We start from the raw sequence: 23,783 nt of genomic DNA on the forward strand, positions 1-23,783 counted from the left end.
TCACGACCCACGACCCACGTAGGCTCCCGGCAGGGCAGAGGCTCGGGAGATGCCCCCGGGCCGGGACCCGAGCGAGGGGTCTGGGCCCTTGCTCGGGCAGGAGCTGGGGCCTCCGAGCTGGGGCTCGGAGGCCCCGGCTCCTTGGGCTCATCGAGCGCTCCGCGGTGAGGGACGCGCAGCCGACCCGGGTGACAACCACCGGCAGCAGCCAGATACTTCGAGTACGACGCTTGCGACGGGGCGAGTGCCACAACCCGCGCCGCCGCCGATCGGAGGTCACGATGAACCCGGCCGTCAAGCAACGTCATATCGCCCTGGTCGCGCACGACAACATGAAGGTCGAGCTGCTGCGCTGGGCCGAGTACAACCGGGACACCCTCGCCGAGCACCAGCTCTACGCGACCGGCACCACCGGGACGATGCTCGAGTACGAGCTTGGTCTTCCCGTGCACCGGTTCCTGTCCGGCCCGGTCGGCGGGGACCAGCAGATCGGGGCCCGGATCGCCGAAGGCAGCCTCGACATGCTGATCTTCTTCTGGGACCCGCTCGAAGCCCAGCCGCACGACCCCGACGTCAAGGCGCTCCTACGGATCGGCGCCGTATGGAACGTGCCGATGGCCTGCAACGTGGCCACCGCGGACATGATCATCTCCTCTCCGCTCCTGTCGAGCGACTACGAGAACCGCCGGCCCGACCTCACGCCCCGCGACTGGGACCGGACCCCCGAAGCTCTCGCCTGAGCCGACCGATCAACCTCCACGCCCGTCCACGGTTCAATGTGCCGAGATCGCAGGGGCTATCGCAGGAACGCGCGCAGCAGATCCGTCAGCGCCTGGGGCCGCTCCTCGGTGACCCAGTGCCCGGAACCCTCCAGGACCCGGGTGTCGACGTCGCTCGCGTACTTCTCGAGCTGGTCACCGATGCTCGCGCCGAGTGACTTCTCGCCGCCGATCGCGAGGACGGGCATGGTCAGCGGCCCGTCGGCCCGGAACCGCGCGTTCTGCTCGACGTTCACGTGCAGCGCCCGGTACATCTTCAGCCACGCGTCCCAGCGACCGGGCTCGCGCAGGTACCGGGCGTAGAACTCGTAGTCCGCCGGCGAGAACGCCGACTCGTCGCCCAGGAACTGGCCGATGAACCCCTCGACCAGCTCACGCTCGTTCCCGGCGACCAGCCCCTCGGAGATGTCCTGCTGGAAGAACCCGTAGTGCCAGATCGACGGACCGCCGTCGGCGTTCAGGGCCGGGTACTCGTAGATCGTCTCGTCGGGGATGGGCCCCTCCATGAGTGCCATGCGCTCCACCTCGTCCGGCCACATGGCGGCGTACGGGTAGGCGACCCATGCCCCGATGTCGTGGGCGACGATCTGCACCCCGTCGTTCAGGCCGAGCCGGGTGAGCAGCGCATGGACGTCCTTGGCCAGCTGCGTGGTGTCGTAGCCGCCCTGCGGGACGCCGGAGTCCCCGGTCCCCCGCAGGTCCACCGCGATCACGGTGTGGTCCTCGGCGAGCGGACCGAGCTGGTCGGTCCACTCGGCCCAGGTCTGCGGGAAGCCGTGCAGCAGCACGACGGGCGACCCGCTGCCGCCTCGCAGGTAGTGCATGCGGAAGCCGTTGACCTGCGCGTACTGCGACGTGTACCCCGTCGGCGGGCGGGCGTCGCGGTGCCCGGCGGCCGACGCCGCCGAGGCGGACGAGCCCGCCGACACCGCCACGGTCTCGACGGCTACCGGTGCCGCGCCCCGGTCGGGCGCGGCACCGGGCAGCAGCAGGGCCGTCGTCGCGAGCGTGGCCGCGACGGCTCCCCCGATGCCGAGTGATCGCATCTTCATCGTGTCTCCAGTTCTTCAGGGTGAGGTCACCCCAGCCACTTCTGTACCGAGCGAGACATAAGTGCATCATGGGGCGCGCCGCACGGCAAGACTTACGGACCGATTGGGCCGGAAGTCTCGCCGGTGTCCGCCCCTGCGATCACCGCGAGGTGGAGACCCGGCATGCCGCACCGCTCCGGGCGCCTACTCGGTCTCGGAGCGCGGTCCCGGGACGATGGTGGTGAAGATCTGCCCGAGGCCTTCGGCGCGGGTGACGATCTCGTCCCCCGGCTGGAGGTAGACGCCGGCCTCGTGGGCGTCCCGGACGTAGACGTCCAGGGCGGACGCGACGACGCTCTCGGCGTTGGTGCCCAGGCTTCCGGCCCACTCCATGAAGCCCAGGAACCGCTGACGCGTGTCCGGGGCGCGGTAGATCACACCCTCCGGGGTGCCGCTCTGGATGACCGTGCCCCGCGAGATCACGCCGGCCTCGGGAGTCAGCGGGATCTGCTCGCCGTCGCTGTCCCAGGTGCGGTCGCCGATGGTGAGAACCATCTCGATGACGGTCGGGGCGTCCCAGACCATGTCGACGGGGTGGGCGCGCTGGCGCAGGTCGCCGTTGACGAAGAGGTCGAGCTCCAGGTCCTTGTAGTACGACTGCCAGTCGGCGGGGATGACGAACAGGTCGCCGGTGCTGAAGAACCCGGGCTGGCTCTTCGCGTTGGTGAAGCCGGCACCACCGGTGAGGTTGTCGACCTCGATCTGGCTGACGAGCAGCTCGCGGTCGGTCCAGTCGTTGCTGAGCACGAGTCCCATGTGCTCGGGGGTTCCGGTCTCGGCGGTGATGTCGTCGAGCGCGACCAGGCCGAGCTCGACCTCGTAGTCCAGCAGGCCGCCCTCACCAGCCGGCAGCGGCTCGTTCGAGTCGGTCAGGGCGCCCACCTTCGGGAACAGGTAGGGCTCCTCGATGGTCGCCTCCGCCTGGTGCTCGACGTAGTTGGTGCCGGTGCCGATGTGGTCGGAGTGGGTGTCGATCGCGGTGAGCACCTCGGCGGAGGAGACGGTCGCTCGCCGCAGCGCGGTGTCGGTGGCGATCTCCTGGAGCGCCGGGTAGCCGAGCGTGTCGAAGGCCGCGATCGGATCGGTGAAGGCGGTGCCGGCCGCCGCGTTGATGTCGACTCCCGTGATCTCGTGGTCCGCGTACCCGGTGACGGCCAGGACCGTCGGGCCGGCCCCGGTATCGACACGGGCGAAGGTCAGGGCGGTGGCGGGGTCGGCGATGTCGACGGCCTGTGTGACACCCGGCTCGATCTTCTCGGAGTAGACGAGCGGGAACTCGGCCGGGATCGCACGGACGACGGCGTAGGAGCCGACGGCAGCGACGGCCAGGCCGGCCGCGACGCTGACGCTGATCGTGGCCGCCTTCCGGCGGCGGGACATGGTGCGCATGGTGAATCTCCTCGTTCGGGTGGTGCCGTGTTCCGGCGGTGGCCCGAAGGTAGGAAGGCATGCCGTCCCGGATCATCACCCATCCGGTGCGTGTGGCCCGTACGCCGGTACCGGCGACAACGACACACGCCGGACCACGCGTTGCCGTCGGGGCGGCAGGGGCGCGAGCTCGTCAGGCTGTGTCGCCGGCGAACCCTGCGGACCCCGGCGTGACCAGGCCGGTCTCGTAGCCGAGCATCACCGCGTGCACCCGGTCGCGCAGGTGGAGCTTGGACATGATGCGGCTGACGTGGCTCTTGGCGGTCTGCTCGGCCATGTAGAGGGTCCGGCCGATCTCGGCGTTCGACCTGCCCGTGGCGATCAGCAGGAACACCTCTCGCTCCCGGTCGGTCAGACTGTTGAACACGGTCATCGGCACCAGGCCGTCAGGCTTTCTCGCGACGAACTGCTCGATGAGCCGGCGCGTGACCTGCGGTGCGAGCAGCGAGTCGCCCCGCGCCACGACCTGGACGGCGGTGGCCAGCTCGCGGACGCCGGCGTCCTTGAGCAGGAAGCCGCTGGCCCCGGCCTCCAGGGCCGCATAGACGTACTCGTCGATGTCGAAGGTGGTCAGCATGATCACCCGAGGGGCGTTCGCGGCGCCCGCGGGACGGGTGAGCCGGCGGGCGGCGTCGATGCCGTTCATCTTCGGCATGCGCACGTCCATGAGCACCACGTCGGGGTGCAGCACGCGGTTGCGGGCGATGGCCTCCTCGCCGTCGCCGGCCTCTCCGACGACCGTGATCCCCTCCTCGGCGCCGAGCAGCGCCGTCATGCCGGCCCGGAACATCGGCTGGTCGTCGACGACCAGGACACGGACGGTCATCGCGACTCCTCGGCGCTGATGGTCTGTTCGATGATCGCTGACGGCAGGATCGCCTCGACCGAGTATCCGCCGGACCGGTCCGGGCCGGTCTCCAGACTGCCGCCGAGAAGGGTGACGCGCTCGCGCATCCCGCGCAGCCCGTGCCCGCCGCGGTCCGGGCTGTCGGGGTCCCCTCCCCCACCGTCCGCGGGCGGCCCGTTGTGCACGCGGACGTGCAGGACGGCGCCCTGGACGTCGATCAGCACCTGCGTCGACGCCGACCGGGCGTGCCGGGCGACGTTGCTCAGCGCCTCCTGCACGATCCGGTACGCGGTGAGCTGCGCGATGGGCGACGCAGCGGTGGCGCCGGGTGCGACGTCCAGCGTGACCGGGATGCCGGCCCGGACGGTCCCGGCCGCGAGGTCGGCGATGTCCTGGATCTGTGGTTGCGGCACGAGGTCGGCGGTGCCGTGGTCGGGCCGCAGGGCACCGAGGAGCTGGCGCATCTCGGCGAGCGCCGTGCCGGCCGAGCGGGCGATGTCCTCGAAGTCACGCTCCACCTCGGGGCGGGTCGGACCGAGCCGGGCCGGTGCGGACAGGGCCTGCATGTGCACGAGAGACATGCTGTGCGCGACGACGTCGTGCAGCTCGCGCGCGATCCGCGCCCGTTCCTCGAACAGGATGCGTTGCGCCTCGGCGTGCTCGACGTCCTTGCGTGCCTTGGCCAGCTCCGCCCGGATCCGGTGGCGTTGTCCCACGGCGATCGCGGCACCGAGCACCAGGATCGTGTAGCTCGTGTAGATCGTGAGGTTGGTGCCCCACTGGTCGGGATCGGCGTAGCGGTCGGGCGTGAGCACGATGAGCGCCACGAGCAGTGCGACGCTCGCCCACCAGGTCCCGAACGAGACCGTCCATCTCTCCCGGACGCCGAGCAGGAGCACGAGGGCGCCGAGGGAGACGAGGCCGGAGATCGGCAGCGGCCACATGTCCGCGTCGCTCGCGCGGGTGGCGAGCACGAGGGCCGCGATCGACAGCAGGTGCACGGCTGCGCCGAGGCGTGGGCGTGGGACGGCGAGCACGAGCGAGCCGCACTGCACCGTGGCGATGGCGAAGGCCACGGCGAGGTCGAGCTCGTAGACCGCCGACGTGTAGGGCACCGCCATCGCGTACAGGGCGGAGCAGAACAAGGCGAGCACGCACCGCGCCCAGAAGGGCAGCGGCGCGTGCTTCGTCTCCTTGTCCAGCTCCTCGTGAGGCATGTCCTGAGGGTACGGTCCGCGCCGGGTGGCGGTCGTCACCCCTGGGTTGAGCGGGGCCCGTACCGCGGTACGGGAGCGACGTACGGGCCGGTGCGGCCACGCTCAGTCCCGGACGTGGTTGTCCTCGTCGGACAGGCTGTCGATCCGGACGATGGTCCGGACCAGGATGTCGTTCATGTAGCGGCGCCAGGCCGGTGCGAAGAACGCCCGTGTGATGCCGTGCCGGTACGGCAGCGGGTGGAGGGCGACCTCCCACGGCCGTTCATCGGGTCTGCTCCATCCAACCGGCGGCGAGCCGGCCGGCCACGGCGGCGCCGCGCTCGTTGAGGTGCACGTTGTCGGCCGTGATCTGCAGGCCGTGGCCGGCCGACATCTCGTTGAACGTCCTGCCGAACAGGAACTTGTCGAACGCGGTCCGGATGATCGGGAACGAGAAGTCGGGGGCGTCGCCGTCGAGCAGAGGTTCCAGCGACTCGAACAGCGGCAGGTAGTCCACACCCCGCTCCTCGGCCTCGCTCTTGAGCATCGCGTTGTAGGCACGGACCCGGGTGTTCTCGTCGCTGTCGGGCTGCTCTCCCAGGGGCTGCAGCGACATCACGGCCACGTCCGCCGACGTCTGTGTGGTCAGCTTGTCCAGGATCTTGGAGATGTTCTCCTGCGACTGCGCGGGGTCGACATCGTTGCGGATGTCGTTGGTGCCCACCAGGGTGATCACCCGCTCGGGGTCCAGCTCGACGACGTCGCGGTCCAGGCGCTCCAGGAGATCGGCGGTGGTGTGCCCGTTGATGCCGGCGTTGACCACATCGGTGCCGGGCTCGTACAGGCCGCTGACCCAGTCGGCGCTGATGGTGCCCTGCACCGTGCTGGCGCCCGCGACCACCATCAGGGAGTCCGATGCCGGGGCGTCGCGGAACGCGGCCGGCCCGTTGGCGGGCTTGAAGATGAAGGCCTTCACCAGCACCGTGACGCTGACCAGCAGGGCGAGGGCGAGGAGCGTCGCGACGACGGCGACCAGGCGGCGGCCCCACCGGCGCCGCGGGCTGTCGGTGGCGGGGGCGAGTGCTTCGAGGGTGTCGGACATGGGAGTTCCTTCCAGGAGTCGAGATGCAGGCCGACCAGACGGCCGGTGTCCGCCGGACAGGTGCCCGGTCGGTGCGCGGTCATCGTGAGAGACCAGATCCACGTTCGACATCACCCACCGGTACGGACCGGGCCACACCCGCGGTACTCGTTCCTCAGCCGGATCAGCCGGCCGTCGGCCATCGGTCCTCGTCGGCCGCGCCCGGGACGGCCTCGGCGAGCGGCGGCACACACCCTGGCCCACTTAAGTACCGATCGGAATGAAAGTCTGGTGGTTCGGTGTTGCCGCGTGTGTCACGGTCACCGACACGACATGCGGCGGCCGGACACCCGAGTCACGAACGCTGCCCGCCGGGTGGCACACGGAAAGGACGACCATGCCTGACATCGATCTGCGCGAGTTCTACGAGAACTACATCGCAGCGCTCAACGCCCACCAGTTCGACCGGGTGGACGAGTTCATCAACGACCAGGTCACCCTGAACAGCGAACCCGGCACCAGGGACGACGTGGTCGCCGTCCTGACCGGCGACGCGAAGGCCGTGCCCGACTTCCACTGGGACCTACAGGAGCTCGCCTTCGACGGCGACCGGATCGGCGCCCGCCTGATCAACACCGGCACCCCCGTCAAGGAGTGGCTCGGCGTCACCCCCACCGGTGCATCGTTCGAGATCGTCGAGTACGCCATCTACCAGGTGCGCAACGGTCGCTTCGTCCACATGTCCGCCCTGCACGACGCCGAGGTGCTCCGCCGACAGCTCGCCGGATGACCTGACCTCCGGACCGTCCGGCGCCGAGGTGACCTCGGCCTCGATCCCAGCAATACGAAGGGTGGTGGTCTCGCGCCGAAAGGCTTGCCCGGACGAGACCACCGCCCTTCGCCGGTCCGAGCGACGGCGAGACGCACCTGCGTCGACGGCGGGAGCGGGCTCACCCAGCACATCTGTACCGAGGAGTATTCTAGTCGGATGAGTGGTACACGTAGCGCCGTCATGGGCCGTCCGCGGGAGTTCGACATCGATGTTGCCCTGGACCGCGCGCTGCGGGTGTTCTGGCAACGCGGCTACGAGGGATCGAGTCTCACCGACCTCACCGGAGCCATGGGAATCACCAAGACGAGCATGTACGCCGCGTTCGGCAACAAGGAGCAGCTGTTCCGGAAGGCCCTGGACCTTTACACCGCCGGACCTGCGTCCTATGCGTCAAGGGCGTTGGCGGAGCCCACCGCACGAGCAGTGGTCGACGCGTGGCTTCATGGAGCTGCCCGAGCGACGACTCTTCCTGACAGCCCGCACGGATGCCTGGGAGTGCAGGCTGCGCTCGTCTCCGGTGACGGAGGCCGGGGTGCGCATGATGTGCTCGTGGCCTGGCGCCAGGCAGGCGGCAGGATGCTTGAGGAGCGCTTCGGGCGGGCTGTCGAGGAGGGTGACCTTCCGGCCGACGCGGACCCCGGGCGGCTCGCCCGGTACGTCATGTCCGTGGCGTTCGGCATCGCCGTCCAGGCCGCTACCGGCGTCGATCGCGAGCAGCTCGAAGAGGTGGCCGACATGGCGCTTCAAGGTTGGCGCCCGTAAGGCTGTCGAAACATGATGGACGAGTCGCAGGGCGTGGCCCGGTCTTGAGGATCTCCCCGGAGCTCTCGAGCACGAGCGGTGCCGTGCTCGGTTCGTCCTTCAGCGGGACGACCTCGACCGGCGTGTCCGAGACCTCGAGGACCGCTCGCCCGACCTCCGGAGGTCTTCGACATCGCGCGCCGCGGAGGGCCACAGTCCCGGCGCTACGTTCACTTCCGTCGACCGCAACGATGACCGGGGACGGATTCCGGGGTGCACTCATGACTGGACTCCTTTGCTCTGCTCCCTGTGCTGTTCCCCGGGCGGCTGTGCCCGGGGCGCACCCGTGGGCCCGCCGGGCGCGATCCCGTCCGGCCTCCGGGGTACGTCCCAGACCTCCCCGGGCTTCAGCTCTCGTTCCTGACCGTCGACTGCGGCGGTGATCGAGGGCTGCTGCGACCCGGGTATGCCGAGACGAACGCCGTCGTGGTCACACCGCACGGTGATGCCCCGGTGGTCCCGGTAGCGGAGCCGCAGCTCCAGGGCGTCGAGCTCGTCGGGCAGCCGGGGTTCCAGGCGGAGCACCCCGCCAGTGAGGTCGAGCCCCTGTAGCACCGCTGGACGAGGTCGACGGCGCCGGCCATCGCGCCGAGGTGGATCCCCTCCGCGGTGGTGCCGCCCTGGACGTCGGCGATGTCGCTGTCGAGCGCCTCGCGGAAGAACCGCCACGAGGCGCCCCGGTCCCGGCTGGCCAGCACCCAGGCGTGCACGACGGCGCTCAACGTCGACCCGTGGCTGGTGCGAGCGAGGTAGTGGTCCACGGTGCGGTCGAGCCGCACCCGGTCGAACTCGTAGCCGAGCGACGCCAGTGCCCCCAGCAGGCCGTCCTCCCCGAGGAGGAACACGAGCATCAGGACGTCCGCCTGCTTGGACGCCTGGTAGCGCTGGACCGAGTCGCCCTCCGCCTCGAGGATCCGGTCGAGGCGGCGAATGCTCCCGTAGCGCGACCGGTAGGCCGGCCAGTCGAGCTCCACGAGCCGGTCGTAGCCCTCGAACTGGCTGAGCACGCCCTCGCCCTGGAACACCACACGCATGCGTCGGCTGACGTGGTCGAACAGTTCCGTCTCGTGCTCCTCCAGCCCGAGTCGCCGGCGCAGGGCGCGGCCTTCCCGCTCGGACAGGAGCGCCATCGCGTCCAGGGCGTACCGCAGAACCCTGGTCACCATGACGTTCGTGTACGTGTTGTTGTCGATCCCGGCGCGGTCGGCCTCCGGGTACCGGTCGTGATACTCGTCGGGCCCGACCACACCGCGGATGTCGTACCGGTCCGTCGCGGCGTCGTAGGTCGCGAGACTGCACCAGAACCGGGCGATCTCCACGAGCATCTCGATGCCGTACCCGTGCAGGAACTCCAGGTCGCCGGTCGCCTGGTAGTACTGCCACACGTTGTGCGCCACCGCGATGCCGACGTGCCGCTGGAGGTCCGTGTGGTCCTCCAGCCACCGGCCGGAGACCGGGTTGAGGTGCGTCCGCTGCGTCTCGTCGCGGCCGTCGCTGCCGCTCTGCCACGGGTACATCGCACCCCGGTAGCCGGCGTCGGACGCCGCCCGCCGGGCCTGTGGGAGCCGCCGCCAGCGGTACATCAGCAGCGACCGCGCCACACGGGGCAGGCGCAGCAGCAGGAACGGGAACACGAACAGCTCGTCCCAGAACACGTGCCCGCGGTAGGCCTCCCCGTGCAGGCCACGTGCGGGCATGCCCGCATCGAGGTGCTCCGTGTGCTCGGACAGGACCTGCAGGAGATGGAAGACGTACAGGTCCAGCGCCTGCTGCGGCTGCCCCGGGACGACCACGCGGCACGACCGCCACAGGTGCTCCCACGCGCGCACGTGGTCCGTCAGGAGCTCCTCGAAGGGCGGGACACGAGCGGCGTGCGCACGCGCGGCGTCCAGGGGTTCGGAGATCGCCCGGTCCAGCGAGGTGTACATCGCGACGCGCTTCTCGATCGTCACGGGTACGCCCTCGGCCAGGTCCAGCCGCATCCGGACCGCGGACTCCCCCGCGGAGCGCTCGAAGCGGGTCGTCACCGGTCCCGGCCGGCCGACGACCACCGTCACCGCCGCCTGCGCGACCCGGATCTGCGACGTGGCGGTGCGGACCTGCAGCCAGGCGATGCGCTCCTCGCTGTCCCACCCTTCCTCCACGGGGACGAGGTGCTGCCCGTCGAGGTCGCGGTACCGGGCCACGCCGGCGTTGGTCACCCGGCCGTCGAGGCTCGCGCGGACCTCCAGCCGGCCGGACCAGTTCTCCGCGACGAAGGTCGTCTCCAGTGCGGCCACGTGCGGGTCGTGCATCGACACGAGCCGCCGCTGGGTCACGGCGACCCGCCGGCCCATCGGGTCGCGGAACCGGGTGCGCCGCGTCAGGACGCCCCGCCGCAGATCGAGATCCTGCTGGTGCTCCAGGACCTGGCCACCCGCAAGGGTGAGCCAGTCCTGTCCGGGCGTGCGGAACCTGAGCGGCAACCAGTTGGGAGCGTTGACCAGGTCCTCGTTCTCGACCGCGCGGCCGGCCACCGTGGAGGTCAGCCGGTCGTAGCAGCCGGCGAAGTAGGTTCCCGGGTAGTGCACGCCGTCCGCCGCCGACTCCGGCGCGGCACCGCGGGTCGCGACGTACCCGTTGCCCAGCGTGCACAAGGCCTCGCGCAGCCCTTCGGTGGCCGGGTCGAAGCCCTCATACGACAGGGTGGCGTGTTCCACGGTGCCTCCCGACAACGGCGACGTCGGCCAGGTCCGCGACCACGACGTGTGCGCCCAGCTCCCGCATCTCCCGGCGCAACCGGCCCTGACGGTCCACCCCAATCACCAGCCCGAACCCGCCGCGACGGCCGGCCTCGACGCCGACCAGGGCGTCCTCGATCAGCGCACACCGGGCGGGCGGTACCGCGAGCCGCCGCGCAGCCTCCAGGAAGAGCGCCGGGTCCGGCTTGCCCGCGAGCCCGAGCCGCTGGGCGTCGAGACCGTCCACGCGCACGTCGACCAGGCCGTCCACGCCGGCCGCGCGCAGGACCGGCCCGCAGCTGCGGCTCGCCGACACGGCCGCGATCCCGGCCTGCCGATGCCGCAGCTCGTGCAGGAACGCCACGGTGGTCGGGAAGGCCCGGACCCCGTGCGTCCGCACCTCGTCGAGGAAGTACCCGGTCTTGCGCTCGAGCAGGGACTCGAGCGTGTCGGTTCCGGCAGTACCGGTACCGTCCCGACCGTGCTCGGGCAGCACGATGCCCCGCGAACCGAGGAAGGCCCGGGCGCCGTCCGCTCGCGACCTGCCGTCCACGAGACGCAGGTAGTCCGTCTCCACGTCGAACGGCGCCGGGCGGGTACCGCTCCGCGCACCGCGGTTGTCGAGCAGCTCGTCGAACGCACGCTTCCAGGCGGCCGCGTGGGTCCGGGCGGTGTCCGTGATCACACCGTCGGTGTCGAGGACGACGGCGTCGACCGTCGCGAGGTCCAGGTCCGTGCGCGGCGACGTCACGTCGTCTCCTTCGGCAGTCGAGCGGTGTCCGGCGGTCGGTGTCCAGAGCCACCCGTGCCACCACCGAGGATCACTGTTCGCTCGGCCATGTCCTCAGTCTCCCGGCGGCGGTCCGGGCCTCGTAGGGGCGTTGGTCCTGGCGGGGCAGGGCCGAGGTCGCCGGTCGACGCGAGGTCCAGGGACCAAGGCCCGGAGGAGATGGGGACCTCCTGCCCTACCGCTCCCCGCGACCGGGCGCTGGACTGGAGCCAGGGGTGACCCGCGGGTCGACGGCGGCGCCCCGTGGCCTCCGGGCGCCGAGCGCCCGGCCGGCGGTGCGAGAGGGGCGAGGACGATGAACCTGATCGACTCCAGGGTGGGGAAGATCCTGCGCGCAGCAGGAAGCGCCCCCAGCGTCTACAACACCCAGCCGTGGCGGGTGTCCGTCACGGGTAGCACGGTGACGATCCACGCGGATCCGGCGCGTCAGCTGCAGCACTCCGACCCGCACGGCAGGGAGATGTACCTCAGCTGCGGCGCGTACCTGTTCAACGCGCGGACGGCCGCTCGCCGCGAGTCGCTGGACGCCGTGGTCCAGCTGCTGCCGGACCCGGACGACGAGCTGCTCGTCGCCGTCCTCGAGCTCGAACCCGGCAGGGTTCCCAACACCGACGAGCTCGAGCTGTCCGTGGCGATCGCGCGGCGCACGACGTCACGCATTCCGTTCGACGACCAGCCCCTGTTCTCGGACGTCCTGCACGCCATCGTGTCCGCCGCCCACGACGAGAGCGCGGATCTGCGCGTCATCCAGCCCTCCGAGCCCGCTCGCGAGGAGGTCATCGCCCTGGTCCGCCGGGCCGAGGCCCTCGCCGCCGAAGACCCCGCGGCGCGTGCCGAAGAGCTGGCCTGGACGGGGACGGACGCGGACCGCGCCGACGGGGTCCCCCAGGAGCTGCTCGGTCCCGCCAGCGCCGACGACCACGCAGCGGCCCGGCAGTTCCTGGCCAGCACGGGCGTCGCGGAGTTCGAACGCATGTCGACGATGGCCGTCCTGACGACGCCGGGCGACACACCCCGGGACTGGATCCTGGCCGGCCAGGCACTGGAGCACGTGCTGCTCGTCGCCACGACCTTCTTCGTCCGCGCGTCGTTCGCGACCACCGTCCTCGAGAACCCCACCACGCGCCACGACCTGCGCCGGGTCCTGTCCCTGGACGCGGCGCCGCAGATGCTCATGCGGCTGGGGTACAGCTCGATGCCCAAGCACACGCCCCGCCGGTCCGTCGACGAGCTCAGCGGCTAGGGTCGGCGGGGGCTGGGGTCGACGCGCTCTCCTTCAGGGTCGCCGCCAGGTCGATCTCGGTCAGCACGCCGAAGCCCTGCTCGGCGAGCGCCGCACGCACGGCCGCGACGGTGTCGTCGGAAGGGCGGTGGACGGTGGTGGTGATCTCGTAGCTCATCGCGCGCTCCCGATCATGGTGCCGGTGTCCGGTCGTGCCGGACCGCTCTCGCGGCTGGCCTGTGCTGCGGTCTGTGTGGTGGACCGGGTGGCGTCCCGCCACGTGAGGTACCCGCCGTCGAGGTTGCGTACGTCGTAGCCGAGCTGGCTGAGGAGCCGGGCGGCGGTGTGCCCACGCTGCCCCACCTGGCAGTGCACGACGACCGGCGCCTCGGCCCTGATCTCATTGCGAGCTCGGGCACGGAGCTCGTCCAGCGGAACGTTCAGCGCCCGGGACCTGGCGTCGCCGGCGACGATCTCCACGGTACCGCGGGCGTGCTCGGCGGGGGTGCGGACGTCGACGAGGGTGGCGCCGTCGCGCACGAGACCGTCCAGCTCGTGCCACTGCACGCTGCGCGTCCGGCCGGTGCGGAGGTTGTCCGCGACGTAACCGAGCATGTTGACCGGGTCCTTGGCCGATCCGTACGCGGGTGCGTAGGCGAGCTCGAGGTCTGCGAGGTCCGAGGCGGTCAGGCCCGCGGTGATGGCGGTGGCGAGCACGTCGATGCGCTTGTCGGCACCGTCCTGGCCGACGGCCTGGGCGCCGAGGATCAGGTCGGTTTCCGGATCGACGAGGAGCTTGAGCGCCAGCGGGGTGGCTCCCGGGTAGTAGCCGGCATGCTGGCTCGGGTGGGTGTGGATGACGCGGTACGGCCGTCCCTCGGCCCGCAGCCTCTTCTCGTTGCGCCCCACTGCCGCGGCGGTCAGTCCGAACACGCCGACCACGGCGGTGCCGATCGAGGGCCGCATCCCGCTCCGGCCGAGGATGACGTCCGCGACATGGCGCCCGTGCCGGTTGGCGAGGTTCGCGAGCGGGATGAGCGCGTACGGCTCCGCTTCGCCGGGCGCGGCCTGGGCGTCACGCTTGACGGCGGCGTCGCCGACGGCGAACACGTCCGGCACCGACGTGCGAAGGTCCTCGTCGACCAGGACGCCGCCGCGCGGTCCCAGAGCGGCACCGGCCAGCACGGCGAGCCCCGTGTCGGGCCGGACGCCGACGGCGGCCACGACGACGTCGGCGGGGACCTCGCCGAACTCGGTACCCGTGGCGTCGGCCAGTCTCGCCGTGGTGGGCGTCAGGGCCGACACCTGCGTCGCCGTACGGACGTCGACGCCGTGGGACTCGAGCTCGTCCCGGACACGAACGGCCAGCTCCGGGTCCAGCGGCGGGAGCACCTGGTCGGCAAGCTCCACGAGGGTGACGGCGAGGCCTCGGCGGACCAGGTTCTCGACGACCTCCAGGCCGACGAAGCCACCGCCGATCACGACCGCGCTGCGCGCCCCGGTCCTGCCGGCGCCGTCGGCGGCACCATCGGCAGCGCCGGCGACGGCGGCCACGAGCCGGTCGGCGTCGGCCACGTCCCGCAGCACGAGCGCGCGCTCGATGCCGGGAACCGGTGGCACGACCGGGCGGGCACCGGGGCTCAGCACGAGCCGGTCGTAGGTCTCGGCGTACTCGTCGCCCGTCCGGAGGTCACGCACCGTCAGCGTGTGCGCCTCCGCGTCGACGGCGGTCACCCGGTTGCGCACCCGCACGTCGAGGCGGAACCGCGACGCGAGGCTGTCCGGCGTCTGCAGGAGCAGCGCCTCGCGGTCCTCGATGACTCCGCCCGCGTAGTACGGCAGCCCGCAGTTCGCGTACGAGACGTGGTCGCCGGCCTCCAGCACGACGATCTCGGCGTCCTCGGCCAGACGGCGGAGCCGGGTCGCCGCCGACATGCCTGCGGCGACTCCTCCGACGATGACGATCTTCATGCGGTTCCTCCTCGGCTTTGCCCCCACCATACCCCGGGGGGTATTCTGAGGAAAACCCGAGCGAAGGAGACCGGCATGTGCCGAGCGGTGACCTGCACGACGTGCGGCAAGACGACGTGGGCCGGCTGCGGCCAGCACGTCGACCAGGTGATGGCGGGCGTGCCGCGCCGCGACCAGTGCCAGGGGCACGCCGAGGAGCCCTCCAGCGGCTCGTTCCTGTCCCGCCGGTTCGGGCGCTGAACGGAGGATCGGACATGGACCTCGACCCGGACGAGATGAAGAAGGTCGGCAACCGGCTCAAGCGCGCCCAGGGCCAGCTCGCCGCCGTCGTGCGCATGGTGGACGAGGGCGCGGACTGCGCGGACGTGGTGACGCAGCTCTCCGCCGTCTCCAAGGCGCTCGACCGGGCGGGCTTCGCCGTCATCGCCTCGGGCGTGAAGCAGTGCCTCGCCGACGAGGACAACGGCGAGGCCGACCTGCAGAAGCTGGAGAAGCTCTTCCTCTCCCTCGCCTGAGCGATCGGTTCCTCCCCGCCGTCCGCCGGGATCCGTCCCGCGAGCCGCACGGAGGACCCATCATGCGCACCGTCGTCGTCACCGGATCTGCCTCGGGAATCGGCGGCCACCCTGCGGCTCCCACCCACCTGTGCGGCCAGGTCGTCTTCATCGACGGCGGCTCCGACGCCGTCATCCGGGGCGACTCGACCTGGTGAGCGGCGGGCTCCCGACGGCAGCACGCTCCTCGAGCCCGGTGGGAGGGCCGCCGAGGGCACGCAGGGCGTACAGGATCGTCGCCAGGTCGACGAGCTCCTGCACCAGGGCACCCGTGACGGCCGGGATGGCACCTGTCATCGCCACCACCATGAGGGCGATGCTGAGCCCTATGCCGAGCCAGATCGCGGTCAGCGCCGTGCGCAGGGTGTGCCGGCCGATCGAGACGGCGTCGACGAGCCTGTCGAGCGAGTCGACGAGCAGCACGACGTCGGCGGCGTCCCCCGCGGCGGTCGCGCCCTTGGCGCCCATCGCCACCCCGACGTCGGAGGCAGCCAGCACCGGCGCGTCGTTCACGCCGTCGCCGACCATCATGACCGGGCGCGGGCGCAGCCCGGCAGCGATCCGCACCTTCTCGCCGGGCAGCAGCTCGGCACGCACGTCCTCGATGCCGACCTGCCGTGCGATCGACTCGGCCGTTCGCCGGGCGTCCCCGGTCAGCATCGTGACGTGCGCGACGCCATTGGCCCGGAGCCACGACACGACGGCGGACGACTCGGGCCGAGGATCGTCGGCGAGGACGACGACGCCGGCGAACCGCCCGTCGACCGCGACGTACGCCGCCGCCTGGCCGGGGGCGAGCTCCGCGCTGACCGTGTCTGGCGCGACGGCTCCGACGTACGCCGGCTTGCCCACGACGACCCGGCGGCCGCCGATGGTCGCCGTGACGCCGTTGGTGGCCACCTCCTCGGCCTCGTCGGCAGCGAGCAGGTCGAGGCCGTGGTCAGCTGCGGCACGACGGACGCTGTCGGCGAACACGTGCGACGAGTACTGCTCGGCGGAGGCGGCGAGCAGCAGCTCGTCGGCACCGAACCCCTCCGCGGGGCGGACCGCCACGAGATCCGGCCTGCCCTGCGTGAGCGTCCCCGTCTTGTCGAACGCGGCGGACCGCAGGCGCGCGAGCTGTTCGATGACCGCGCCGCCCTTCATGATCACCCCGAGCTTGGCGGCGCGGGAGAGGCCGCTGAGAAAGGCCACGGGCGCCGCGATGAGCAGCGGGCACGGGGTGGCCAGCACCAGCACCTCGGCAAAGCGCGTCGGATCTCCCGATATCGCCCAGGCCGTGCCCGCCAGCACCAGCGAGACGGCCGTGAAGGGCACGGCGAACTGGTCGGCGAGCCGCACCACCGGGGGCCGCGACTCCTGCGCTGCCGCCACGAGCGCGACGATCTGCTGGTACTGGCTGTCCACGCTGCGACGCACGGCTCGCACCCGCACCGCCCGGGTCCCGTTCACGGCACCCGACAGCACCTCGCCGCCGGCCTCCCGGGTGACCGGAAGGCTCTCACCGGTCAGCGACGACTCGTCGAACGACCCGCCGCCGAGCAGCACCCCGTCGACGGGCACGATCTCGCCGGGCCGCACGAGGAGGACGTCCCCCACCGCGACCTCGTCCACCACGGTGTCCCGTACGCCGTCGGAGCCCGCCGCCTGCGGGTCCACGATCACGTGCGCGGTGCGCGGTGACCGGTCCAGCAGCGCCGTCAGGTCGTGCCGGGCCCGCCGGGCGGCGAAGTCCTCGAGCGCCTCACCGCCCGCGAGCATCAGCACGATGACCAGGGAGGCGACGTACTCGTCGACCGCGATGGTCGCGACCATCGCCACCACGGCGAGGATGTCCAGTCCGACGTGCCCGCGCAGCACGTCGCGCACCATCCCGACGAGCGTCCACACGACGAACCCGCCGACGTAGACCGTCGCGACCCAACGTCCTGCGGCCGGCTCGCCCCTGGCCTGGAGCGCGAGCACTGTCGCGAGCACGACGGCGGCCGCCGTGATCGCCGGGTACCGCGTCAACGCCCGCACCGGCCGCATGTGCCTCAGTCTCGCCCGCGACGGCGCAGTCGGCACGGGCGAGGACCCTGGTCCTGGAACCCGGGGCCGCCTGGCTCTGCCGCCCCGGCCTCGTGGGCTGGTGTCCTGGGAGGGATCGAAGGAGAACGATCATGAGGACCGTTGACGATGCGCCCGTGACGCCGAGCCTGGGCCGCGTCCCGGCCGATCCTGGCCCGGACCGCCTCGCGTGGTCGGGGTTCGTGGGCGGGCCCTGGCAGGACCACGCGCGGCGCCAAGGAGCTCGGGGTGCACACCGCGCTGGACACCTCGGGGTTCCTCGGCGCGAACCTCACCGAGCGGATGCTCGCCGACACCGACCTGGTCCTGCTCGACGTGAAGTCCGGTGACCCCGACACCTACCGGCGGGTCACGGGCGGCGAGCTGGCTCCGACGCTCGCGTTCGGGCGGCGCCTCGCCCGGGCCGGCCTGGCCGGAGGCCACGCCCCCGAGGTCTGGATCCGGTTCGTCCTGGCTACCCGGCCGCCGTCGGCGGAGCTGACCGAGCGCGTGCGGAACCAGTTCCGCGAGCACGGCCTGACCACGTACTGACGGGAGGCCAGGTACTGCCGGGCCGGCGCGGTCCGCGGTGCGCCGGCCCGGCATGTCATCGAGGCCGGTGACCGGCGCCGAGGAGCGCCACCTTGAGCGCGCCCGTCTCGGACGGCCGCGAGAACACGTCGTAGGCCTCCTGCATCTGCGTCAGCTCGAACCGGTGGGTGATCAGCTCGGGCAGCCGCAGCCGGCCGGCGGCGACCATCCCCAGCAGCGTCGGGGTGGTGCGCGTGTCGACGAGACCCGTCGTGATCGTGAGGTCGCGGATCCACGCGGTCTCCAGGTGCAGGGTGGCCGGGGCACCGTGCACACCGACGTTCGCCACGTGGCCACCGGGCCGGACGACCTCGACGCACAGCTCGAACGTCGCGGGGATGCCGACGGCCTCGACGGCCACGTCAGCGCCGAGACCGCCGGTGAGCTCGGCGACCCGGCCGGCGACGTCGTCGGCGGAGTCGAGCGCCACGTCCGCGCCGAGGCCAGACGCCGCATCGCGGCGGCTCTTCGCCGGGTCGACGACGACGATGTGCGACGGGCTGTACAGCCGCGCAGTGGCGACCGCGGCAAGCCCGACCGGGCCGGCCCCCACGACCACCACCGTGTCCCCCGGCGTGACGGATCCGGCCAGGACACCCACCTCGTAGGCGGTGGGCAGGATGTCGGCCAGGAGGACTGCGTCCTCGTCACTGATCTCGTCGGGCAGCCGGTAGGTCGACATGTCCGCGAACGGAACCCTGACGCGCTCGGCCTGAGTTCCGTCGACGCGGTGGCCCAGGATCCAGCCGCCACCCTCCAGGCACTGGCCGTAACGTCCCTCGCGGCAGTACCGGCACCGCCCGCAGGCCGAGATGCAGGAGAGCAGGACGCGGTCGCCGACACCGAGGTTCCGGACGCCGCCCCCGACCACCTCGACGGTGCCGACGGCCTCGTGACCGAGGATCCGTCCGGGCTCGACGGTCGGCACGTCTCCCTTGAGGATGTGCAGGTCGGTGCCGCAGATCGTGACGCAGTCGATCCGGACGACGGCGTCGTCCGGGTTCTCGACGGTCGGCTCCGGCACCTCTTCCCACCCGGTGCTTCCGGGTCCGTGATAGACGAGCGCCTTCATGACTCCTCCTGGTGGCCGGGGCTCGGACATGGGCTGGCACGGGCGGCCACAGTCGGCGAGCGCCGGTCGTGGTGTCCACCCGTTCCTCGACGACACCACCGCGGACGGCTCCGGATGCAGGACCGAACGTCCCGACTTCTCAGGCCGACGGTCCCGCGTCCTGTCGGCCTGCTCCGACCGTTCGTGGGAACCTGGTCCGAGCGCACGTCCCACCACCTGACGCGTGCGGTGGAGAGGTGTGCTCATGTCGGCGTCGGCCCGGGTCCTGTTGGTCGAGGACGACCGGCAGCTCTCGGGCATGCTCGCCGAGCTGCTCCGCACCGAGGGATACTCGGTCGACGTCGCGGGCGACGGCCAGCGCGGCCTGCACCTGGGCCTGACCAGGGAGTACGACGTCCTCGTCCTCGACCGCGGCCTGCCCGCCGTCGAAGGGCTCGACCTCCTGGCCCGCCTGCGCGCCAAGGGGGTGCCGACGCCGGCGCTCGTCCTGTCCGCGCTGAGCAACCCGGCCGACCGGGTGGAGGGTCTGGACGCGGGCGCCGAGGACTACCTGGGCAAGCCGTTCGACGTCGACGAGCTGCTCGCGCGGCTGCGCGCGCTGCGCCGGCGCGCGGGGGCGACGCCGGCGAGCGCACTGGAGATCCGGCTCCCGGGCGGTACCTTCGACGTGTCGGCTCGGCGTGTCGATCTGAGCGACGGCCGGAGCGCCGACCTGTCCGAACGCGAGGCGTCGCTCCTGGAGCTCCTGGCGCGCCGCCCGAACCGCGTCTTCAGCCGGCAGGAGGTGCTCGACGAGGTGTTCCCTGACGCTGCCGACGAGGGTGTGGTCGACACCTACGTCTACTACGTGCGCCGCAAGCTCGGCCGCGGTGCCGTGGTGACGGTGCGCGGACTCGGCTACCGGTGGGGTGCGCTGTGAGCACGGCACTTGTCACCGCGGCCGAACGTGATCTCCTGCGGCGCACGAGCCGCAGGCTCGGCCTGCAGACGGGGGCCCTGGTCATGGCGTGCCTGCTGCTCGTCGCCGTGGTCGTGGTGCTCGTCGTGGCGCGCGCCTTCGCCGAGGAGGACGACCGGCGCCTCGAGTCGGCGGTCACCACCGCCGAGCACGTCGGCGCCGTGGAGCCCGGGGTCTGGGTGGCGATCGAGTCGGCCCGCGGGCTGGAGGTGTCCCCGGCGATGCCCGAGGGTCTGCCGGACCTGGAGCTGATGGCACAGGTGGCACGCACGGGACATGAGGTCCGGGAGCAGGTCGGCGTCGCCTCCGGGACCTACGAGGTGCTCACCGGGCGACAGGCGGACCGGGTCGTGCAGGCCGTCCTCGACCCGTCGGAACGGCGGGAGGAACTGGCACTGCTGGTCCTGGCCCTGTCCGTCGCCGGCGGTGCGGGCGTGGTGCTGGCCACCGTCGGTGGGTGGTGGTTCGCCCGCCGAGCGGTCCGGCCCACGGCCCAGGCCTTGGCCATGCAGCGACGCTTCGTCGCCGACGCCGGTCATGAGCTGCGCACCCCGCTCACGCTTCTGTCCACACGCGCCCAGCTGCTGCGCCGGAGGCTCGCGCAGTCGTCGTCGGACGACGCGCGTGGCATCAGCGAGGACGTCGACGGGCTGCTGGGCGACACCGCGGCGCTCACCGAGGTGCTCGACGACCTGCTCGTCGCCGCGGACATGCGCTCGGTGGACCCGGTCGCGATGGACCGTGCCGCCGTCGTCCGCGAGGTCGTCGAGGCGGCCCGTCCGACGGCCGACGAGCGTGGCGTGCGCCTTCGGGGTGAGGGCGAGCCGACGGCGCCGGTCATGGCCACCCCCGCCGCGGTCCGCCGGGCGGTGACGGCCCTGGTGGACAACGCCGTCGACCATGCCGAAGGCGAGGTGCAGGTCACGGTCCTGCTGGGCCGGAGCACGGCGAGCGTCGTGGTCGAGGACGACGGCCCCGGCCTTCCCCAGGACGGTGCCGACCTGTTCGAGCGCTTCGCCTCGCGCCGGACCCCCGACGCGGCCGCGCCGGCGCGCAGGCACTACGGACTGGGTCTGGCGCTCGTCGCCGAGATCGCCGCCCAGCACGGCGGCGACGTGACGGCGACGGGGCGCGAGGACGGTGCGCGCGGGACACGGCTCACGCTCACGCTGCCGGTCGCTGCCCCGCGTCGCCGCTGACCAGGGTCCCGTCCGGACGTACGGCCAGGACCCACGCCGCTCCCTGCCCGAGCGCCCACTCGACGCCGTCGGGACCGAGTGCGAGGACGCTGGTGGCGAGCACGTCGGCCGTGGTGAGGTCCCCGGCCACGACGGTGGCGGCGACGAGCCCGTCCGCGGCGCGGCCCGTGCGCCCGTCCCACACGTGCTGCCCCCGCTCGTACGTGCCGGACGTCGCGACAGCGCCCTCGCGCACCTCGACCCGGGCGACGAGCTCGTCCGGCACGAGCGGCGACCTGACTCCCACTGCCCAGCTCCGGCCCGGCTCGGGGCCGCCCACGACCACGACGTCGCCGCCGGCGTTGAAGCACAGGTCACCGAAGCCCTCGGCCCGCAACAGCTCGACCGCGCGCTGGACCGCCCAGCCCTTGACGACACCGTTCGCGTCCAGGCCGCCGCCCGGTCGTCGGATGTCGAACGCACCCGCGCTGGCAGCCTGGACGCCCGCGGCGATGCTCAGTACCTCGGCGAGCTCGGGCGACGGCGCGTCCACCAGCCCTCGCTCGTACCTGCGCAGCTCGCTGTCCGCCCGGAACGGGCTGAACCGCGCGTCCTCGGCCCGCAGGAGGTCGAACGCGGAGCGTGCCGCCGCACGAGACCGGTCGTCGTCCGGGTCCCGCAGGTCGAGCGACATCGGGACCCCCATGACCGTCTCCAGGTATCGCACGGGTCAGCCCCTCGCGTCGATCGCCGACTGGACCGACTCCCGGTAGCCCTCCGAGGTGTAGGTGGCACCGGAGACCGTGTCGATGCGGGCGGACTGCGCGTCCACGACCTCCTGCGCCAGGATCGGCGTCGACCGTGCGGCGATCTGGGAGCTCTCCGGTCCGCTCGGCGCCTGCACGGTCTGGACGTCGGCGATCCGGGTGCCCGTGAACGTCACCGTCACCTGCACCGGGCCGTAGGGGGTCTGGGCCACGTCCCCCGCGACGGTCACGGTCGAGGTGTCGGGCGAGCCCGTGCCGGGGTTCGACGGTGAGGTGCTCGGGTCCGGTGTGCCCTGGCTGCCGGACCCGCCCGCGGCGCCGCCCGTGTCTCCGGCCGGGACGGTGCTGCCAGGGACGGGTGCCGCGGCCTGGTCGACGGGCAGGCCGCCGAAGCGGGCGACGGCGACGGCCGCCAGCCCAGCCAGGGCTCCCAGGTAGACGAACGTGCCCCTCCAGCGACGTGCGGTCATGACAGGCTCAGCTCCTCGTGATGGACGGCGGACCTCGGGACACCGGCCGCGCGCGCTGCTCGCACGACGGTCGCGACCATGCCCGGCGGCCCGCACACGAACACGTCGCGCCGTGCGAGGTCCGGCACGAGCGCCGGCAGGTGGCCTGTGTCGAGCGGGTCGTACCCCAGCTCCGAGCGGTGCCCGACCACCGGCCGGTAGTCGATCCCTGCCGCCGCGAGCTCGTTCCCGAGGCCCAGGCCGGCCGCAGACCGGGCGCGGTGCACCACCACGACGTCGTGCCCGCGCAGCCTCAGCTCCTCGGCCAGCGCGCGCACGGGTCCCACCCCGGCGCCACCGCCGACCAGCAGCACACCGGGCCGGCGGGCACGGGCCGCGGTGAACCGCCCGAACGGCCCCTCGAGAAGGACCCGGGTTCCGGGGCGCAGCCGTGCGACCGCGCTGGAGTGGTCGCCGAGCGCCCCGACGGTGAACCGGAGGTGGTCCCCCGCAGGCGCCACGGACAGCGAGTAGGGGTGGGCGGACACCAGATGCCCGCGGACGAGAAAGCGGACCAGGAAGAACTGGCCGGCCCTCGCGCCGAGATCTCCCAGGCCGCTGCCCGAGACCCACACGCTCGTCATGCCGCCCGCCTCGGGCAGCACCGCGGTCACCCGCGGCGCATGCCGGACCACGTCGACCAGCGGCAGGATCACCCGCCAGGTCAGCAGCGCGGCCGCGGTCACCGCGTACAGCAGGACCCAGACGACGCGCGCCACCGGGGATCCGACGAAATGGGCTCCCGCGGCGATCTGGTGCCCGAACGTGAGATAGATGCCGACGTACACGCTCAGGTGCACGACGAACCAGAGCTCGTAGGAGAGGTGCTGGCGCAGCAACCGCGCACTCGTCACCCCGACCAGCACGAACACCGCTGTGCCGAGCACTGCCGAGAGCATCTCCGGCTGAGTCGTCACGATCGTCACCGCCTCGGGCCAGAGCGCACGAGCGGACAGGAGCGCACCGCCCAGGATCATCAGCAGCACGTGCGTCAGGACCAGCAGGACGACGCTCGTCCCCAGGGTCCGGTGCCAGGAGACCAGCCGGTCGAGGCCGACGGCCCGCTCGAACCACGGGACCCTGCCGGTCAGGAGCACCTGGGCGCAGACCAGGACGGACGCGACCAGACCCGTGAGCTCTCCGAGCGCGGTCACCGCCCCGCCCGGGGAGCCACCCGTCGTGGGCGGTGTGCCGGTCCACCAGAAGACCGCCACGGCGACGACCGTGACGACCAGGAGGATCCGCAGGAGGAGGCCCCCGGGGTGGTTCAGCGCGACGGACCGTCCCGGCTGTCCGGTCGCCGACGGTGCGCGCGGTGGCGTGATCGTGCTCATGCCGACAGTCTCG

23 protein-coding genes and 2 pseudogenes are annotated in these 23,783 nt (G+C 72.2%); 10 read left to right on the forward strand and 15 right to left on the reverse strand.

Annotated elements, in window-relative coordinates:
- Positions 1–281: 281 nt before the first annotated feature.
- Complete coding sequence (locus QRN56_RS07095; protein ID WP_285102105.1) at positions 282–740, forward strand: methylglyoxal synthase; 459 nt, start codon at positions 282–284, stop codon at positions 738–740.
- Between the two features lie 56 nt (positions 741–796).
- Here the strand turns inward: QRN56_RS07095 and QRN56_RS07100 are convergent, their stop codons facing one another.
- From QRN56_RS07100 to QRN56_RS07120, 5 genes are all read right to left on the reverse strand, one after another.
- Positions 797–1,831: an alpha/beta fold hydrolase gene (locus QRN56_RS07100; RefSeq protein WP_285102106.1), complete on the reverse strand. Its 1,035-nt coding sequence runs from the start codon at positions 1,829–1,831 to the stop codon at positions 797–799.
- Positions 1,832–2,014: 183 nt separating this feature from the next.
- Positions 2,015–3,259: a fumarylacetoacetate hydrolase family protein gene (locus tag QRN56_RS07105; RefSeq protein WP_285102107.1), complete on the reverse strand. Its 1,245-nt coding sequence runs from the start codon at positions 3,257–3,259 to the stop codon at positions 2,015–2,017.
- Between the two features lie 172 nt (positions 3,260–3,431).
- The gene (locus QRN56_RS07110) at positions 3,432–4,124 is read right to left on the reverse strand and encodes a response regulator (RefSeq protein ID WP_285102108.1); all 693 of its coding nucleotides are present in this window, start codon (positions 4,122–4,124) and stop codon (positions 3,432–3,434) included.
- Complete coding sequence (locus QRN56_RS07115; RefSeq protein WP_285102109.1) at positions 4,121–5,362, reverse strand: sensor histidine kinase; 1,242 nt, start codon at positions 5,360–5,362, stop codon at positions 4,121–4,123. Before QRN56_RS07115 ends, QRN56_RS07110 begins: the two co-directional genes overlap by 4 nt.
- A gap of 262 nt (positions 5,363–5,624) precedes the next feature.
- Positions 5,625–6,443, reverse strand: coding sequence for an SGNH/GDSL hydrolase family protein (locus tag QRN56_RS07120; protein ID WP_285102110.1), 819 nt, complete (start codon positions 6,441–6,443; stop codon positions 5,625–5,627).
- Between the two features lie 376 nt (positions 6,444–6,819).
- Between QRN56_RS07120 and QRN56_RS07125 the strand changes: the two genes are divergently transcribed.
- Complete coding sequence (locus tag QRN56_RS07125; RefSeq protein WP_285102111.1) at positions 6,820–7,212, forward strand: ester cyclase; 393 nt, start codon at positions 6,820–6,822, stop codon at positions 7,210–7,212.
- Positions 7,213–7,410: 198 nt separating this feature from the next.
- Positions 7,411–8,016 (forward strand): TetR/AcrR family transcriptional regulator, encoded by a 606-nt coding sequence (locus QRN56_RS07130; RefSeq protein ID WP_285102112.1) that lies wholly within the window; start codon positions 7,411–7,413, stop codon positions 8,014–8,016.
- Positions 8,017–8,274: 258 nt separating this feature from the next.
- Here QRN56_RS07130 and QRN56_RS07135 read toward each other — a convergent pair whose 3' ends face one another.
- The 3 genes and pseudogenes from QRN56_RS07135 to QRN56_RS07145 all read right to left on the reverse strand — a co-directional run bounded on the left by QRN56_RS07135 (position 8,275) and on the right by QRN56_RS07145 (position 11,526).
- The gene (locus QRN56_RS07135) at positions 8,275–8,724 is read right to left on the reverse strand and encodes a glycosyl hydrolase family 65 domain-containing protein (RefSeq protein ID WP_350224562.1); all 450 of its coding nucleotides are present in this window, start codon (positions 8,722–8,724) and stop codon (positions 8,275–8,277) included.
- Positions 8,685–10,754, reverse strand: a pseudogene (locus QRN56_RS07140) (glycoside hydrolase family 65 protein); the annotation flags it as partial. The gene QRN56_RS07135 and the pseudogene QRN56_RS07140, both read right to left, overlap by 40 nt.
- Complete coding sequence (locus QRN56_RS07145) at positions 10,729–11,526, reverse strand: HAD family hydrolase (RefSeq protein WP_285102114.1); 798 nt, start codon at positions 11,524–11,526, stop codon at positions 10,729–10,731. The pseudogene QRN56_RS07140 and the gene QRN56_RS07145, both read right to left, overlap by 26 nt.
- Positions 11,527–11,860: 334 nt before the next feature.
- Between QRN56_RS07145 and QRN56_RS07150 the strand changes: the two genes are divergently transcribed.
- A complete protein-coding gene (locus QRN56_RS07150) occupies positions 11,861–12,808 on the forward strand; it encodes an Acg family FMN-binding oxidoreductase (protein ID WP_285102115.1) in 948 nt (315 codons plus the stop codon).
- Here the strand turns inward: QRN56_RS07150 and QRN56_RS07155 are convergent.
- On the reverse strand, positions 12,798–12,965 hold the full coding sequence (locus tag QRN56_RS07155; RefSeq protein WP_285102116.1) for a DUF302 domain-containing protein: 168 nt from the start codon (positions 12,963–12,965) through the stop codon (positions 12,798–12,800). The genes QRN56_RS07150 and QRN56_RS07155 overlap by 11 nt on opposite strands.
- Positions 12,962–14,758, reverse strand: coding sequence for an FAD-dependent oxidoreductase (locus QRN56_RS07160; protein WP_285102117.1), 1,797 nt, complete (start codon positions 14,756–14,758; stop codon positions 12,962–12,964). The genes QRN56_RS07155 and QRN56_RS07160 overlap by 4 nt, the downstream gene beginning before the upstream one ends.
- A 75-nt stretch (positions 14,759–14,833) precedes the next feature.
- Here QRN56_RS07160 and QRN56_RS07165 point away from each other — a divergent pair, with 75 nt between their 5' ends.
- The 3 genes from QRN56_RS07165 to QRN56_RS07175 all read left to right on the forward strand — a co-directional run bounded on the left by QRN56_RS07165 (position 14,834) and on the right by QRN56_RS07175 (position 15,470).
- Positions 14,834–14,998 carry a DUF8730 family Cys-rich protein gene (locus QRN56_RS07165; protein ID WP_285102118.1) on the forward strand — a complete coding sequence of 55 codons (165 nt, stop codon included), beginning with the start codon at positions 14,834–14,836 and terminating at the stop codon, positions 14,996–14,998.
- Positions 14,999–15,012: 14 nt separating this feature from the next.
- Positions 15,013–15,273, forward strand: coding sequence for a metal-sensitive transcriptional regulator (locus tag QRN56_RS07170; RefSeq protein ID WP_285102119.1), 261 nt, complete (start codon positions 15,013–15,015; stop codon positions 15,271–15,273).
- 62 nt (positions 15,274–15,335) lie between these two features.
- Positions 15,336–15,470, forward strand: coding sequence for a hypothetical protein (locus QRN56_RS07175; RefSeq protein ID WP_285102120.1), 135 nt, complete (start codon positions 15,336–15,338; stop codon positions 15,468–15,470).
- Here QRN56_RS07175 and QRN56_RS07180 read toward each other — a convergent pair.
- Complete coding sequence (locus tag QRN56_RS07180; RefSeq protein ID WP_285102121.1) at positions 15,445–17,343, reverse strand: heavy metal translocating P-type ATPase; 1,899 nt, start codon at positions 17,341–17,343, stop codon at positions 15,445–15,447. The genes QRN56_RS07175 and QRN56_RS07180 overlap by 26 nt on opposite strands.
- Positions 17,344–17,580: 237 nt before the next feature.
- On the opposite strand from QRN56_RS07180, the pseudogene QRN56_RS07185 reads away from it, so the two are divergent.
- Positions 17,581–17,913, forward strand: a pseudogene (locus tag QRN56_RS07185) (radical SAM protein); the annotation flags it as partial.
- A 55-nt stretch (positions 17,914–17,968) separates the two neighbouring features.
- On the opposite strand, the gene QRN56_RS07190 reads toward QRN56_RS07185, so the two are convergent.
- Positions 17,969–19,024, reverse strand: a complete 1,056-nt coding sequence (locus QRN56_RS07190; protein WP_285102122.1) for an alcohol dehydrogenase catalytic domain-containing protein — start codon at positions 19,022–19,024, stop codon at positions 17,969–17,971.
- Between the two features lie 244 nt (positions 19,025–19,268).
- On the opposite strand from QRN56_RS07190, the gene QRN56_RS07195 reads away from it, so the two are divergent.
- Both QRN56_RS07195 and QRN56_RS07200 read left to right on the forward strand, forming a co-directional pair.
- Positions 19,269–19,943, forward strand: a complete 675-nt coding sequence (locus tag QRN56_RS07195) for a response regulator transcription factor (protein WP_285102123.1) — start codon at positions 19,269–19,271, stop codon at positions 19,941–19,943.
- Positions 19,940–21,181: a sensor histidine kinase gene (locus QRN56_RS07200; protein ID WP_285102124.1), complete on the forward strand. Its 1,242-nt coding sequence runs from the start codon at positions 19,940–19,942 to the stop codon at positions 21,179–21,181. Before QRN56_RS07195 ends, QRN56_RS07200 begins: the two co-directional genes overlap by 4 nt.
- Here QRN56_RS07200 and QRN56_RS07205 read toward each other — a convergent pair.
- Genes QRN56_RS07205 through QRN56_RS07215 form a run of 3 tightly spaced genes read right to left on the reverse strand, consistent with a single transcriptional unit; the run spans position 21,147 to position 23,770 of the window.
- Positions 21,147–21,887 carry an FAD:protein FMN transferase gene (locus tag QRN56_RS07205; RefSeq protein ID WP_285102125.1) on the reverse strand — a complete coding sequence of 247 codons (741 nt, stop codon included), beginning with the start codon at positions 21,885–21,887 and terminating at the stop codon, positions 21,147–21,149. The two genes, QRN56_RS07200 and QRN56_RS07205, sit on opposite strands and share 35 nt — an antisense overlap.
- A 3-nt stretch (positions 21,888–21,890) precedes the next feature.
- Entirely contained in the window at positions 21,891–22,397 is a 507-nt protein-coding gene (locus QRN56_RS07210; protein WP_285102126.1) for an FMN-binding protein, read from the reverse strand.
- Complete coding sequence (locus tag QRN56_RS07215) at positions 22,394–23,770, reverse strand: ferredoxin reductase family protein (protein ID WP_285102127.1); 1,377 nt, start codon at positions 23,768–23,770, stop codon at positions 22,394–22,396. The genes QRN56_RS07210 and QRN56_RS07215 overlap by 4 nt, the downstream gene beginning before the upstream one ends.
- Positions 23,771–23,783: the final 13 nt, after the last annotated feature.

This window comes from Promicromonospora sp. MEB111 (genome assembly GCF_030209445.1).
In the GTDB taxonomy this organism is placed as follows: domain Bacteria; phylum Actinomycetota; class Actinomycetes; order Actinomycetales; family Cellulomonadaceae; genus Promicromonospora.